The following is a 14,118-nucleotide window of genomic DNA, read 5'->3' as shown; positions in this document are numbered from 1 at the left end:
TCAAAACCATTTCGGAGGGAACACTGTGTGCCAGATGACCGCACACGCCTGAATTCCCGAGAATCGACGGACGCGACGCTGGTGCGCTCACCACCGAGACGAGCTACTCGTTCACTACTCGTTCGGTTCACTCCGATTCAACTCCGCGGTCGCGCCGCCACCAGTCACGCCCCACTCAACCGATATCGACTCACGTCGCTCCGATTTCAGTTTGCACTCTGATTACAATCGACAGTCTACGCTCCGGGTTCAATCTAATCGCTTAATGACGCGCGCCGGATTCCCACCGACGACCACCGAGTCAGGCACGTCCTCCGTCACGACGGCCCCGGAGGCAACCACCACGTCGTCGCCGAGCGTGACGCCGGGATTGATGACTGCACGACCGCCGAGCCACGCGTTGTCGCCAATCGCCACCGGTTCGCCCGACTCGGGGCCTTTGATGCGCTCTGCGGCGTCAAGTGGATGCGTCGCGGTGTAGATGTGGACGCCGGGACCGAGTTGAGCGTTGTCGCCGATGGTGATGGGACACACGTCGAGGAAGACGCAATCGAAGTTGGCGAAGAACTCCTCGCCAGCGCGGATGTTGGAGCCGTAATCACACCGAAACGGCGGTTCGATTTCGAACGAATCACCGACTTCACCAAAGAGGTCGCGGACGAGTTCTTCGCGCCGCTCGGTCTCGGTTTCGTCCGTCTCGTTGAACCGGCGCGTGAGTCCGCGCGCACGCTTCCGCTCGGCGACGAGTTTCGGGTCGTTCGCGTCGTACAACTCGCCCGCGAGCATCTTTTCTTTCTCGGAGGGCATCGGTGAGAAGTTCACGTGGCTGTACCATGTATGTTTTCGCGTGAAGGTGGCTGTTCGGCGTGACCCCGTGTGCCACCAGCACAATGATTAATATATTTACGTGATTGACCAACGAATATGTTTCAGAAGCGACGAAACGCCGTCGGCATGTTCGTGCTTCTCTTCTGTGTGACGGTGCTCACGCCGGAGGTCTTCGGAAGTGGCTACTGGTACGGACTCGCCACGTTTCCGGGAGTATTCGTTCTGCCCATCGTCGTCCGTCGGTTCGAACGGCGGTTCGACGCTCCGCTGTTGATGCGGCGGGACCAACCCAACTACTGGGCCGGTGCGGCGAGTGCCTTACTCACGGTTTTCGGGACGTTCCTCGGGATATTTTTCCTCCGGACGGCTCCGCTCTCTCAGCTTCCATCGTTCGTCTTCTGTATCACCGTCTACGGTACTACCCTCGCGTTTTTATTTTACGGGGCGCTCCTGAAAGATGTCGAAGACGGCTACCTCACCGTCGAACCGAGTACGTAGTCGAGACTGTCGTTCTGCCCACGACGATGCATCAGACAGAGACGGGTCATTCGAACAGTATTCGCTCCCCAACTGAATTGGACCCGCGTAGTCTCTGACAAGCCTTCGACGAGAGCACGGAGACGAACCCCACACCGGGTTCCGCAATCGCAGGCTTTGAACCAGTCCCACGAATTTACTCGTCTATGCAGGAGTTCCCGCAACTCGGCTTCGGGACGTACAAACTCGAAGACAGAGACGAGTGCGTCGAGGCCGTCACGACGACGCTCGATGTCGGGTACCGCCACATCGACACGGCCCAGATGTACGACAACGAGGAGTTCATCGGCGACGCGCTCGCCGAATCCGACGTTGACAGAGACGACATCTTCGTGGCGACGAAACTCGACACCGACAACCTCGGTTACGACGACGTGCTGGAGACGGCCCACGAGTCGGCCGACAAACTCGGCGTCGAGATCATCGACCTCTTGTACGTTCACTGGCCGCTCGAAACCTACGACGAAGACGAGACGCTTCGCGCGCTCGACGAAGTATACGAGGACGGACTCGTCGCCAACATCGGCCTGAGCAACTTCCGGCCCGACCAACTCGAAGCGGCTATCGACGGTCTCGCCGCGCCGGTGTTCGCCCACCAAGTCGAGATGCACCCGTTCCTCCAGCAAGACGACCTCCTCGCGGTCGCCGACGAACACGACCACCACCTCGTCGCGTACTCGCCAATCGCGCGCAACGAGGTCGCCGACAACGACACCATCGCCGACATCGCGTCCGAACACGACGTGTCGCCCGCACAGGTCGCGCTCGCGTGGCTGATGGCGAAGGGCGCAACGCCGATTCCCAAGGCCGCCTCGCCCGAACACATCCGCGACAACTTCGCCGCCCAAGACCTCGAACTAACCGACGACGACGTGGCGGCTATCGACGCCATCGACGAATCCCATCGTATCGTCGATTTCGACGAGGCCCCGTGGAACCACGGCTGAGCGGGACGGACGACGAGACGAGAGACCACGCTGAACGAAGACCGATGTAACACGTCGTCTTTCGACCCGTGGGTGGGCCGATTTTTGACCCTCCGGCCTTCGATACCGATTCGACGCTATTTTCGACGCTCCGAACTACGGCGTTGCGTCCGGCCACCCCGAGGCGTCCGACCGCACCCCGAGTGAACATATATGCGCGATACACCCGTAGTTCTGCGTATGGTAACGGTGGTGGTAGTGTGCCCACACTGTGGACAGCGGGTGGAATCGGGGTACGAAGGGAACGCCGAGTTCGACGGTGTTCGCCATCGACTCAAAAGCGAATATCGCGTGGCGCGGGAGACCTGTCCGGTCTGTTCGAACGCGTACGACCTCCGGCGGGCCTGACAGACGGTGTGCGCCGGTCTCGGCGGGTGGCCGAGAGCGTCGCGTTATCCCGTATTTTTCATCCCGGCGGCGATTCCTTTGACGGTGAGCCGCAGGGTTCGTTCTTCTTCATCGGTTCGGTGGGTCTGCGAGAGTAGGTGCGTCTGAAGCAGGTTCAGCGGGTCAACGTAGGGGTTCCGGCGACGTAGACTCTCTTCGAGCCAGTCGCGCTTGAGCAGGCTACTGCGCTCGCTGATGTCGAGCATGAGGTTCGCGGCGTCTTCGTACTCGTCGGTGAGCCGCGTGAAGAACTCCTCGCGGAGGTCTTCGTCCGCGAGACCCGCGTACTCGGACGCGATTTCGAGGTCCGTACGCGCCAGCGCCATCGCGGCGTTGTCGAAAGTGCTCCGGAAGAACGCCCACTCGTCGTACATCTCTCGGAGGTCGTCCATGTCGCCGCCGTCTTCGAGGAAGGCGTTGACGCCGGCGGCCAGCGAGTACCAGCCGGGGAGGATACACCGCGACTGCGTCCACGAGAACACCCACGGGATTGCTCGCAGGTCTTCGACACTGCGCTCGTCCGACCGCGAGGCCGGACGAGAGCCGAGGTTGAGTTCCTCGATGACCGTGATTGGCGTCGCCTGCTCGAAGTAGGAGACGAAGCCGTCGGATTCGAGGAGGTTGCGGTACTCCGAGCGGGCGGCCGCCGCCATCGTGTCCATGGCGTCAACCCAGCGGTCGGGAACCTCCTCTTCGGGCTGTCGAATCGCCTGCAACCGGGCGCGAATCTGGGCGTTGAGCATCTGTTCGAGGTTCCGCTCCGCGACGCGCGGGTTGGCGTACTTCTCGGCGATTGCTTCGCCCTGTTCCGTGAACTTGATTTGACCGGTGATGGTCTCGTTCGGGAGCGCCAGCATCGCCTCGTTCATCGGGCCGCCACCGCGGGAAATCGACCCGCCGCGACCGTGGAACAACCGCATCGTCACGTCGAAGTCGTCGCAGATGTCGGCGAGGCGGCGCTGGTTCTTGTAGAGGTCCCAGTTGGCCGCGAGGAAGCCGTTTTCCTTGTTCGAATCGGAGTAGCCCAGCATAATCTCCTGGACGTTGTTCCGGGCGGTAAGAGCATTCCCGTACGCCTCGTTTTCGAACAGCGTGCCCATGATTCGGCGCGCGCCGTTCAGCGCCGACTCGGTTTCGAGAAGCGGCACCACGTCGAGACCGCAGTGATCCGGAAGCGAGACGACGCCCGCTTGGTCTGCGAGAAAGAGTACTTCGAGAACGTGCGACGGCTCTTCGGTCATCGAGATACAGTAGGTGTCGATGGCGCTGACGCCGTACTCGCGTTGCCATTCACCGAGTTTGCGGAAGCGTCTGAGGACGCGCTCGGCCGTCTCGGACACGCCACCGGGGTCTTCGAGGTCAACGACCGGCTCTTCTTGCAGAATTGCGTCGGTAAGGAGTTCGACGCGCTCGTCCTCGGAACTCCCGTAGTAGTCGAGTCCCTCGTGTGCGAGGGCCTCGTGGACGGCCTCGGTGTGGTTCTCCTGGTGGTCGCGCAGGTCGAGGCTGGCGAGCGTGAACCCGAAAGTATCGACCTGTCGCATCAGGGGTTCGACGTAGACGTCCGCGACCTGTTGTGCGCCGATGCCGCGGAGGCTGGTGTCGATGACCTCCAAGTCCGCCATGAGTTCGTCCGCTTCGGCGTAGCCGTTGGGACGAACGTCCTCGATGCGGCGCAGACGCTCGCGCATCAGTTTCAACTTCTGGCGGTACGGCTCGTCGGGGTACCGCTCGTCCGCCTCCTCGGCTACGACGGGGAGGAGTTCGCGGTCGGCCTTCAGCGACCGTTCGAGTTCGTGACCGGGGTCGGTTCGTGTCGCGTCCTGACTCAGCACACCGGAGAGACGTTTGAGGGCGCTACTGTACTGTTCGAGGGCGACACTGCGCTGGCGGGCAAGCGTGTCTTCTGTGACTTCGGGCGTAACGAAGGGGTTGCCGTCGCGGTCCGAACCGGCCCACGACCGGAATTCGAACAGTTTCGGCACGTCGAGGTCGGGGTACTCCTTATGCAGTTCTTCTTCGAGTTCCTCGTACACTTCTCCGACCACGTCGAAGAGGATGTTTTCGAGGTACCACTGGACGTTTCGGGCTTCGTCGGTCGGTTCCGGACGACGGTTTCTGACCTGCGAAGTCTGCCAGAGGCTCGTCACCTCGGCGACGATGTGTCGCCACTCTTGGTCGTGTTCGAGGTCCGTGAGGCGGCGCTCGTCGAGCGTTTCGAGCCGATTTGCGATGGAGCGAAGCTTCGCTTTCACCGTCTTGCGGCGCGCCTCGGTCGGGTGTGCGGTAAACGTCGGCTCGATGAGCACGTCTTCGAGCACCTGTCCGAGCAAGGCCTCGTCAACGTCCTCGTCTCGGAGCGCGTCGAGCGTGTCGAGGATGCCGTCTTCGAGTGTCCCCTCCTGTGACGCCTCGCGGATGACGCGAACCCGCTCGCGCTCTTCGGCGAGGTTGATGAGTTCGAAGTACGTGGTGAACGCCCGCGCGACGACGCTCTCGCGTTCCGGTTCGAGGTCACCGAGGACCTCGTAGAGCGCCTCGCGGGACCCCGATTCGCCCTTCCGGTAGGCGATAGCGGCCTGTCGAAGCTCTTCGACCGTCTCGAACGACGCCGTGGAGGTCTGTGCCTCCAGGACGTCCCCGAGCAACGTCCCGAGCTCGCGGACGTCCTGTCTGACGTCTCTGGTGTGCAGTTGCATCATACTCGATTACGAGTACCATGTTGTAAAAGTGCACGAGTAGCGCCGAAAAATTGCCCATAATTCAGTTCTGAACGAACGTTATTGACATCTACTTCGTCTTTGTACACCCGACTGGTCGATTTCTCGACGCAGACCGAGAACCGCGTCGTTCGACCCCCCACAGTATCGAGGGCTGGCGTTTCGTGAAGTGGACTACTGTGGGGGATTCGTCACGCTTTTACTGGCTGGGTCGAAGTTCAGGGTATGAGCGATAGCGACAAGTACCCCGCCGACTCGGGTCGCCGTCGGTTCGTCAAAGGCGTCGTCGGGGGCGCGACGCTTGCGGGCGTGGGAACGACAGGTGCGGCCGCAGTCAACACCGCGACTTTCTCCTCCGGGAAGGGTGGCGGTTCGACGCAGGCGTACGCAATCGAAAACACCGCAGGTCCCGCCCCGCGTGGCATGCCCATCATCCCGATAGAAATCGACGGTGACGGGTTCATCAAAGGCATCTGGCCCGAAACCCAGACCCTCTCGCAGGGCGGTGTCGAGGTCCAACTCGCACAGGTCGATGACTTCAAAGGAACTGGAATCACCTACTCCCAAGACTGGTTCCAGTACTGCGGTGTCCAGTCCTACGAGGGTCTACAGCCGGACTTCGACTCTGACAACTACTTCCGTTCCGACGCCGGGAAGTACGATTGGCAACAGGAAACCTACAGCTCTGGAGACAAACTGAACATCGCCGACTTCGACGACTACGCCGAATGGGGCAACGACATCGGGCAAGCGGGTCTCGGTAAGCCTGCAACCGGTACGTGGCGCTCGCAGGACGTCGAAAACGTGATTCCGATTCAGGTGCTCCGGTCGAAGCGCATCGAGAAAGCCGCACAGGACAACGACTTCCTCGCGGCCGCGACCGACCAAGGCGTCCTCGCATGGCTCAACAAGTGTACGCACTTCTGTTGTGTCCCCGGCTACAAGCAGTCGTCTGACGCCGCCAAGTTCAACGCCGAAGACGGCGTTTACTGTCAGTGCCACCAGTCCGTCTACGACCCGTTCTCTATCGTGCAGACGCTCTTTACGGCACTTCCGCGCCCCGAGTAATCGTCTCACTGCGGACCTTTTTCCACGCGACACCGAGTTACTCGCGTTCACTCTCTTCGCTATTCCACGGCAGTTAGTAGCCCCGCGTGTGAGGTGGGTGTATGACCGACGCCCCTGCCCCTCCAGTGACGTTCGCGCAACTGGAATCACTCACGGACCACGTCTCGTCGGCCGGGTCCAGACCGCACCGTCAGATTCGCGCCCCCTACGACGACAGCGTCGTTGGAACCGTCCCGCTGTGTACGCCCGAAGACGTTCGCTCGACGCTCGACGAGGCCCGAGCGGCAAGCGACGAATGGGCCTCGTGGCCCGTCTCGGACCGCGCCGCCGTCTTTCGCCGGTTTCACGATGCGATTCTCGACCGGCGTGAGTCCATCCTCGACGTGATTCAGACTGAGACCGGGAAATCACGACCCGACGCGCTCGAAGAAGTGCTCGACGCCGCGACGACAGCCAGATACTACGCGAACCTCGCGGGGCGCGCGCTCTCGCCGACGCGCCGGTCGGGAGCGGTGCCGTTCGTGACGAAAACCGTCGAGCGGTCCCACCCCGTCGGTGTCGTCGGCATCATCTCGCCGTGGAACTACCCGCTTTCGCTGTCGGTCTCGGAGTCGATTCCCGCCCTACTGGCGGGCAACCCGGTCGTGATAAAACCCGACGAAGGGACACCCTTTACAGCACTGTGGGCACTCGACCTCCTCCGTGAGTGCGGCCTTCCAGAGTCCGTCTTACAGGTCGTCACCGGCGAGGGACCGACGCTCGGCGACCCGCTCATCGAAGGCGTCGATTACGTGAGTTTCACCGGAAGCACCGAAGTCGGCCGTCTCGTCGCCGAAACCGCGGGCAGACATCTCACCGACTGTTCGCTCGAACTCGGCGGCAAAAACCCCCTGTTAGTGCTCGACGACGCGGACGTCGCGGCGGCGGCCCGCGGAGCGGTCCGCGGGTGCTTTGCGAATACGGGGCAACTGTGCATCTCCATCGAGCGAATCTACGTCCACGAGTCGGTCGCCGACGAGTTCCGCGAGGCGCTCGTCCGTGAGACGAAGGCGCTCACGCTCGATGCGGGCTACGACTACGACCACGACGTCGGGTCGCTCTTGGACGGCGAGTTACTGGCGAAAGTCGAAGCCCACGTCGAAGACGCCGTCGAAAAGGGTGCGACGGTCCTGACTGGTGGCCGCGCTCGCCCAGATCTCGGCCCGTATTTCTACGAACCGACGGTGTTGACCGACGTCACGTCCAACATGACGCTCGCCGACGAGGAGACGTTCGGCCCGGTCGTTTCGGTGTACGAGGTCGAAAGCGTCTCCGAGGCCATCGAGCGAGCCAACGACTCCGAGTACGGACTCAACGCGAGCGTCTGGACGGAGAACACCGAACGCGGCGAGCAGGTCGCCGCTCGACTGGCGACCGGAACGGTCAACGTGAACGAAGCGTACGCGGCGGCATGGGGGTCTATCGACGCGCCGATGGGTGGCATGAAAAATTCCGGAATCGGGCGACGTCACGGTCGTCAGGGGCTCATGAAGTACACAGAGTCGCAGACGGTCGCAACACAACGATTCGACCTGCTTTCGCCGCCGGAGCGCGGGCGAGCACTCTGGGCCGACGGCGTGACGCTCGGGCTTCGACTCTGGAAGCGGCTCACCGAACTGGTCCCGTAAACGTCGCCGGGGAGTCGCTTTCTTCCCGCCGTGAGCGTGGGACTCGTGGCCCGACCGCGATTATCCCCCGCTGACTGGTGGGAACAACGCGAGTTCGTCACCGTCTTCCGCGTCGTCTTCGAGCGTCGCCGTCTCGCCGTTTCGGAGCACGTTGATGTGGTCGGAGAGTTCCCCGTCAGTGAACACGCGCGATTCGAGAGCCGGGTGTGCCCCGAGAAGCGCGTCGAGGGCGTCGCCGACGGTCGCGTCATCTTCGACGGTCACGCTGACTGTCCGGGTGCCAGCGGCCTCGGCGAGGTCGGCGAACAGTTTCCACTCCATACTCTCGTCTCCTCTCTCAGCGGTCATGAGAATTGCGTCCCCGACTGCCGAGACGAGTCGTCGTCCGGCCCGTCGGTCGTGCCGTTCGGTTCGTCGGTTGCGCCGGCATCCGTTTTTTCAGTACCACTCTCTGTGCCATCTGTTTCGTCAGCATCCGTTTCGCCAGCATCATCACCGTCCCGAACACCCGTGCTGTCTCCGTCTTCGTCGTCACCGCCGTCGGTCCGGCTCTCGGCGGTCGTCGCCCGACGCTCGACCTTTCGGAGTACTTCCGGTCGACCGACGACGTAGAGTTCGTCACCAGCGCTCAGTTCGCGGGCGCGTCCGGGAATCGCATCGACCGACTCGTTCGGCGACCGAACGGCAACGACCGTCGTCTCCACGTCGGCGACGGTCATCCCGTCGAGGTCGGCGTCGGCGACGATTGTCGTGACGGCCATCGTCTCGTCGGCGTTCCGCAAAAGCGACGCGAACTCGCGGTCAACGTGCGGGTCCGCCGGGAGCGTGACGAGACGATACTGTTCGTCTCCCGACAGCCTGTTCGCGTCTTCGACGTCGAGAGCGACGGTCGCCACGTCGTCCGCGACACCGCGGAGTTCGCCGAACGCGATTCGAGTCGGAACCGACGGGGCGTCGTCGGCCGCCGAGCCACCGTTGTTGACGGCGGTCCCGTCGGGAGCCGGGTCGGCCGTCGCTGTGGTTTCCGCGTCCGCGTTCGGCACCAACCACACCTGCACCGGGTCGCCGGCGGCCGCGCCGGACCCGGGGTCTCCGCGGAGTGCGACCGCGACGGTTCCGGGTGCGAGCGTCGGTCCGAGACCGGCCGCTCGACTGCCGAGTGCGAGATACGACACGTCGCTGTCTTCGAACTCCACGTCCATGTGACCGACGCCGTGGTCGTCTTTGACCCGCGTCACGAGTCGGTCGCGGAGTTCTGCCTCGGTGAGTCGGCGCGGGAACAGGAGCGTCTTTCCGCTCAACTGCTCTTTCACCGCGTCAGAAACCGGGTCGTAGCCCCCGATATCGCTGATGTCCTCGGGGAGCGTCACCGACCTGACGCGGCCGACAGACCGGACGAGTTGGCTCACGTCGCCGGAGAGTTCCCGTGCGCCAGCGACGGCGAACACGTCAGTTGTGAGTCGGTCGCCGACGAGCCGTCCGACCGGCGAGACGAGCGCCCCGCCGACGAGCGATGCCGTGTTGAAAAGGACCGTCTCCAGTTGGAACACCGCCGGTTCGTCACCCGTCAAGAAGTCGCCGAACAGACCGACCGTGTTCAAATAAAGCGCGACGAGCGCCCCGCCGAAGAGGATGGCGAGCGCCCGGGGAATCATCTCCCGCGTGTACCACCGGTAGAGAAGCGAGGCGATTGCCGAGACGACGAAGGCACCGATGACGAGACCGACGAACTGAATCGCTCTGTTGACGAGCGACCCGTCTGCGGTCGGGAGCGTCACCTGCCCGACGAGCGCGAGGTCGGAGGCGACGCCGGTGAGAACGACGGCTATCGACGTCACGCGACGACCTCCTCGAAGGCGGTGAGGTCGTTGCGGGACCCGACGGCGTAGACCGTGTCACCGGCCGCAACGCGCTGGTCGCCGCGGGGGGCAATCGTCCAACTCCCGCCGTGGCGGACAGCGAGGACTGCGACGCCGAAGGTGTCTCGGACGCCGGCGTCTCCGAGCGTCACGTCGTCGAGCGGGCCGTCCGCGCCGACCGAGAGACGGGCGAAGCGCTTGCCCGCGCGGCGGAGCAACGAGACGAGTTCGAACTCGCGGCGCACGCCGCGAGACGTGACGACGAACCGTTCGACGTCATTCTGAAGCAACGGTTCGACAGTGGTTCGAGCGACTGCGAGTGTCACCCGCCCCTCACCACCGACTGCCGTCGGCGCACGGGGTGCGGCCTTTGGCGCGTCGTCGTCCGACTCACCGTCGTTCGATTCGGTCGTAACCGGCGTCTCGGCGACCGATTCCACGCCGACGACGGTTGCTGGGACCGTCTCGCCGGCGGCGACGACCACGACGTCGTCACCCTGTGCGAGTCCGGTCGGCACGAGTGCGGTGACCGAAACGGCGCGTTTGCCGGGCGGCAATCGCTTCGAGAGTCCGCCGACGGGCGCGGCCGCCGCGACGGTCGCGCGAGCGCGCTCGTCCAGCTGGACCTCGACGGCGGCGAGGTCGAACTCGGTCTGGAGGCGGTCTGCGAAGCGCGATTCGAGTTCGACGAGCGGAATGTCGGCGGGGAAGGTCCACTCGCCGTTTCGAATGGCCGTGCGGATGTCGAGCGGAACCGGCGGATAGCCCTCGATGTCGCCGACTTCCCCGGAGACGGCGACCCGGACTTGCCCGCGGCCGCCGACGAGTTCGACCACGTCGGTCGAAAGCGTCCGTTCCGTGAGCTTTCGAAGCGAGACCTTGCGCGGAATGTCGTTGGCGAAGGCGTCACCCCGATTGTGCGCGTACAACGACCCCATCAAAACGACGAGCAGCGCGACCGTCAGGCGGACCTGACTTTCCGACTGCGTAATCGTCGGGTCGGCGAGCGCCATGAGACCACCGCTCGCACCGGCGATAGCGACGCTGAGAACGACGACGGCGAGACCGGGGACAGTAACGCCGGTCACGTACCTGAACCCGAAGCCCAAGAGCCACGCGACGGCGGCGGGAACGAGTCCCGTGAGAATGCCGAAGTAGAGACCGTAGACGACTTCGACGGGGAGTGCAGCCATAGTTCCGTTCACTCAGCGACACGATAAATGCGTGCCGCCGGTGGTCATCGCGGTATCCGTTCCGAGACCCGACGGTTTTTGGCCGCTCACTGCGGATGTGTCAGCGACATGGTCTCGGTACGCGAGTGGCTCGGCGCGCGAACGACGGTCGGGACGGTGTTCGTCGTCGCCGTCCTCTCGGTCGCCGTCGGTCTCGTGAACATCAGTTCACCGCCGAGCGGCGGCATCCTCGGACCGTACATCCCCGAGACGGCGCGCACCACGGCCAGTTACACCGGCGCACTCACCGGCTTCCTGCTTCTCGCAAGCGTCTTCGGGCTTCGCAGTCGTCTCCGTGCGGCGTGGTACTCGACCATCGTTCTCCTGCTGGTGACGGCCGCACAGGGACTCGTCCAATCGCCCGGACGGGCCGCCATCTTGGTCGGACTCTCCGGTGTCAGCCTCGCTCTCACGCTGTTCAATCGGCGCGCGTTCGACCGCGCGCTCGACCTGACGGTGACGCAACTGTCGGCCCTGCTCGCAATCGCCGGCGCACAGACCTACGCGACGGTCGGCGCGTACGCACTCAGAGAGGATTTCAACGGTGTCGAAACGCTCTTCGACGCGTTCTACTTCGCGCTCGTCACCGGCAGCACCGTCGGCTACGGCGACGTGACGCCCAACACGTTCTTCGCCAAACTGTTCGCACTCTCGGCGCTCCTCGTCACCGTATCGAGCTTTGCTGTGGCACTCGGTGTCCTCCTCACGCCCGCAATCGAAGCACGACTCACGAAAGCACTCGGACGCATGACCGAATCACAACTCGACATCCTGGAGAATCACATCCTCGTTCTCGGCTACGGGGAACTGACGGAACCGATACTCGAAGAACTCAGTGGCCGCGCTCGCGTCGTCATCGTCACGCCGGACGAATCACGCGCGAAGCGCCTGGCCGACCGCGGCTACGACGTGGTGACAGACGACCCGAGCGACGAGGAAGCGCTCCAACGGACCCGCGTCGATGCGGCGCGCTCTGTCGTCGTCGCCACTAACAACGACGCCGAAGACGCGCTTGCCATCCTCACGGCCCGGCAACTCAACCCCGACGTGCACATCGTCGCGGCGGCGACACAACGCGAAAACGAGCGAAAACTCCGCCGGGCCGGGGCGAACGCGGTCATCAGTCCGGCCGCACTCGGCGGACACTTCCTCGCGGAGTCCGCTATCGGCGGCAGTGGACTGGAGTCACTCGAAGAGCGACTGCTCAGCGAGCGCCCCGACGAGCCGCCCGCCGACGAGACCGCGGATTCGACCACCGACTCTGAGCGGTAGGACCGCAACAACTGCGCTCGACCGCTAGTGGCCGCGGTCGAAGACGGCCACGTCGCAGTCGATTTCTTTGATTCGTTCAAACGTCGGCGGCGAGATGAACCGCGACGCCGCGGATCGTTCGCCGCTCGACCCGAGGACGACGAGGTCGTAGGTGGGGGCGTTCGACGCGATAAACGCCGTCACGTCGGCGCGAGCGACCCGCGTCTCGATGTTTCCGTCCGCCGTTTCGACGAGATTTGCGAGCTTCGACTCCGCCGGGCGGCGCTCGACTTCCGACGAGATACACGTCGTGACGCTCACGTTTCCGGTCTGGCCCGCCAGTCGGGTTGCGAAGTCGATCATCGCGTGGGCGGTGTCGCCGGGACGCGAGACGAGCACGAGGACGCGCCGCCAACAGACCGCCTCGCCGGTCGAGCGGAACGCGACGGTGTCGTAACTACCGCCGAACAGGCGACGGACGTACTGAGAGAGGTAGCCACGGTCTTCCTCGTAGGGCGTGACGATGAGGTCAGAGTTCGTGTTCGCCGCGGCTTCGACGGTCGCGGTCGGGGGGTCGCCGCGGGCGACGGCGATTTCCACGGGAACGCCCAGTCGCGTCCGAAGCTTGTGTGCGCACGATTCGAGGCGCTCGACCGCGGCGTCGGCGGCGGGACTCCCGGTCGAATCAACGGTTTCGTTCCTCTGTTCTGACTCGCCGTTGCGTTTTCCGACACGGTCAGCGTCAGCATCGTTGCCGACAACAGCCGACGTTGCACTCCCGCTAACACCGCCCGTGTCTGTCGTCGTTGCAGTGGTACCTCCCTCGGTGTCCGCTTCGTCCGGAGAAAGCACGTCGAGAAGCACGACTTTTCCCGCCTCGTGAGCGGCCGCGAGTCGCGCGGCGAAAAAGGCCGTCTGGGTCGCCGTCTCACCGCGCATCGGGACGAGAACGTGGTCGTCGCCGCGGACGGTCCCGTAGAGGTACTCCGCCCGGCGTTCGTAGAACTGCTCGCGCCAGACGAAGAACGCGGCGGCGACGACGAGACTCGCAAAGAAGATGCTCACCACGTACTCTTCGGGATCGACGTTGCCGGTGACGAGCGTCAAGAGCGCCGTCGAGAACGCCGACGGGCTTTCGACGTCCAAGAGCCACGTCGCGCCGCCGGTGAGAAAGATGGCGAGCGCGGCCGCCGACGGGTGGACGGTTGTCGTCGCGGTCGGGCCGTATACCCACCCGGTAAACCCGAGCGCGACGAGTCCGCAGAGCGCGCCGACAGTGAGTGTGACGACGAACTTCATCGGCGAGGCGTAGCGGCCTTCGGGGTCCGAAAACAGCGTGTACGTCCCGGACGCGAGCGGCGGAAACAGAAGAAACGAGAGCGTGTTGACCGCGTTCGAGACGAACGTCACACCCGAGATGAGAAGCGGGATGACGAGCAACACGGTGAGGTGAAGCAGGTTGTTCGTGTTTTCGACCCAGCGCCCGAACGCCACCAGTTCACGCCGCTCTATACGCCGAATGCGCGTGTAGAGTTTGCTGGCGCGTGCGGCCACTCGGGCCGCCAGGCGGCGAACGTTCACGG

At 63.9% G+C, this 14,118-nt stretch carries 12 protein-coding genes; 6 read left to right on the top strand and 6 right to left on the bottom strand.

Translation table 11 applies throughout. The features are described 5' to 3' along the window. Positions 1–249 precede the first annotated feature (249 nt). A complete protein-coding gene (locus C440_RS10395) occupies positions 250–807 on the bottom strand; it encodes a maltose acetyltransferase domain-containing protein (protein WP_008320420.1) in 558 nt (185 codons plus the stop codon). A 117-nt stretch (positions 808–924) separates the two neighbouring features. Here C440_RS10395 and C440_RS10390 point away from each other — a divergent pair, with 117 nt between their 5' ends. The 3 genes from C440_RS10390 to C440_RS17795 all read left to right on the top strand — a co-directional run bounded on the left by C440_RS10390 (position 925) and on the right by C440_RS17795 (position 2,699). Next, complete coding sequence (locus tag C440_RS10390) at positions 925–1,326, top strand: hypothetical protein (protein ID WP_008320419.1); 402 nt, start codon at positions 925–927, stop codon at positions 1,324–1,326. Positions 1,327–1,511: 185 nt separating this feature from the next. Beyond that, positions 1,512–2,312 carry an aldo/keto reductase gene (locus C440_RS10385; RefSeq protein ID WP_008320418.1) on the top strand — a complete coding sequence of 267 codons (801 nt, stop codon included), beginning with the start codon at positions 1,512–1,514 and terminating at the stop codon, positions 2,310–2,312. Between the two features lie 219 nt (positions 2,313–2,531). Beyond that, positions 2,532–2,699: a hypothetical protein gene (locus tag C440_RS17795; RefSeq protein ID WP_169317792.1), complete on the top strand. Its 168-nt coding sequence runs from the start codon at positions 2,532–2,534 to the stop codon at positions 2,697–2,699. A gap of 44 nt (positions 2,700–2,743) precedes the next feature. On the opposite strand, the gene ppc is transcribed toward C440_RS17795, so the two are convergent. Then, a complete protein-coding gene (gene ppc / locus C440_RS10380; RefSeq protein WP_008320417.1) occupies positions 2,744–5,437 on the bottom strand; it encodes a phosphoenolpyruvate carboxylase in 2,694 nt (897 codons plus the stop codon). Positions 5,438–5,683: 246 nt separating this feature from the next. Between ppc and C440_RS10375 the strand changes: the two genes are divergently transcribed. Both C440_RS10375 and C440_RS10370 read left to right on the top strand, forming a co-directional pair. Beyond that, positions 5,684–6,526 carry a menaquinol-cytochrome c reductase gene (locus C440_RS10375; RefSeq protein WP_008320416.1) on the top strand — a complete coding sequence of 281 codons (843 nt, stop codon included), beginning with the start codon at positions 5,684–5,686 and terminating at the stop codon, positions 6,524–6,526. 101 nt (positions 6,527–6,627) lie between these two features. Beyond that, positions 6,628–8,193, top strand: a complete 1,566-nt coding sequence (locus C440_RS10370) for a succinic semialdehyde dehydrogenase (protein ID WP_049915689.1) — start codon at positions 6,628–6,630, stop codon at positions 8,191–8,193. A 60-nt stretch (positions 8,194–8,253) separates the two neighbouring features. On the opposite strand, the gene C440_RS10365 is transcribed toward C440_RS10370, so the two are convergent. From C440_RS10365 to C440_RS10355, 3 genes are read right to left on the bottom strand one after another with little or no spacing between them, the layout of a single operon-like run. Next, positions 8,254–8,514 (bottom strand): ubiquitin-like small modifier protein 1, encoded by a 261-nt coding sequence (locus C440_RS10365; RefSeq protein ID WP_008320412.1) that lies wholly within the window; start codon positions 8,512–8,514, stop codon positions 8,254–8,256. 23 nt (positions 8,515–8,537) lie between these two features. Next, positions 8,538–10,031 (bottom strand): cation:proton antiporter regulatory subunit, encoded by a 1,494-nt coding sequence (locus tag C440_RS10360; protein ID WP_008320411.1) that lies wholly within the window; start codon positions 10,029–10,031, stop codon positions 8,538–8,540. Further along, the gene (locus tag C440_RS10355; RefSeq protein ID WP_008320410.1) at positions 10,028–11,245 is read right to left on the bottom strand and encodes a potassium channel family protein; all 1,218 of its coding nucleotides are present in this window, start codon (positions 11,243–11,245) and stop codon (positions 10,028–10,030) included. Before C440_RS10355 ends, C440_RS10360 begins: the two co-directional genes overlap by 4 nt. Positions 11,246–11,353: 108 nt before the next feature. Here C440_RS10355 and C440_RS10350 point away from each other — a divergent pair, with 108 nt between their 5' ends. Beyond that, positions 11,354–12,556, top strand: coding sequence for an NAD-binding protein (locus tag C440_RS10350; RefSeq protein WP_008320409.1), 1,203 nt, complete (start codon positions 11,354–11,356; stop codon positions 12,554–12,556). A 24-nt stretch (positions 12,557–12,580) separates the two neighbouring features. On the opposite strand, the gene C440_RS10345 is transcribed toward C440_RS10350, so the two are convergent. Then, positions 12,581–14,116 (bottom strand): HPP family protein, encoded by a 1,536-nt coding sequence (locus C440_RS10345; RefSeq protein ID WP_008320408.1) that lies wholly within the window; start codon positions 14,114–14,116, stop codon positions 12,581–12,583. Between the last annotated feature and the right edge of the window lie 2 nt (positions 14,117–14,118).

The sequence above is a fragment of the Haloferax mucosum ATCC BAA-1512 genome (genome assembly GCF_000337815.1).
Taxonomy (GTDB): Archaea; Halobacteriota; Halobacteria; order Halobacteriales; family Haloferacaceae; genus Haloferax; species Haloferax mucosum.
Note: the sequence above shows the minus strand (reverse complement) of the source record. Positions and strands in the feature narration are given on the sequence as shown.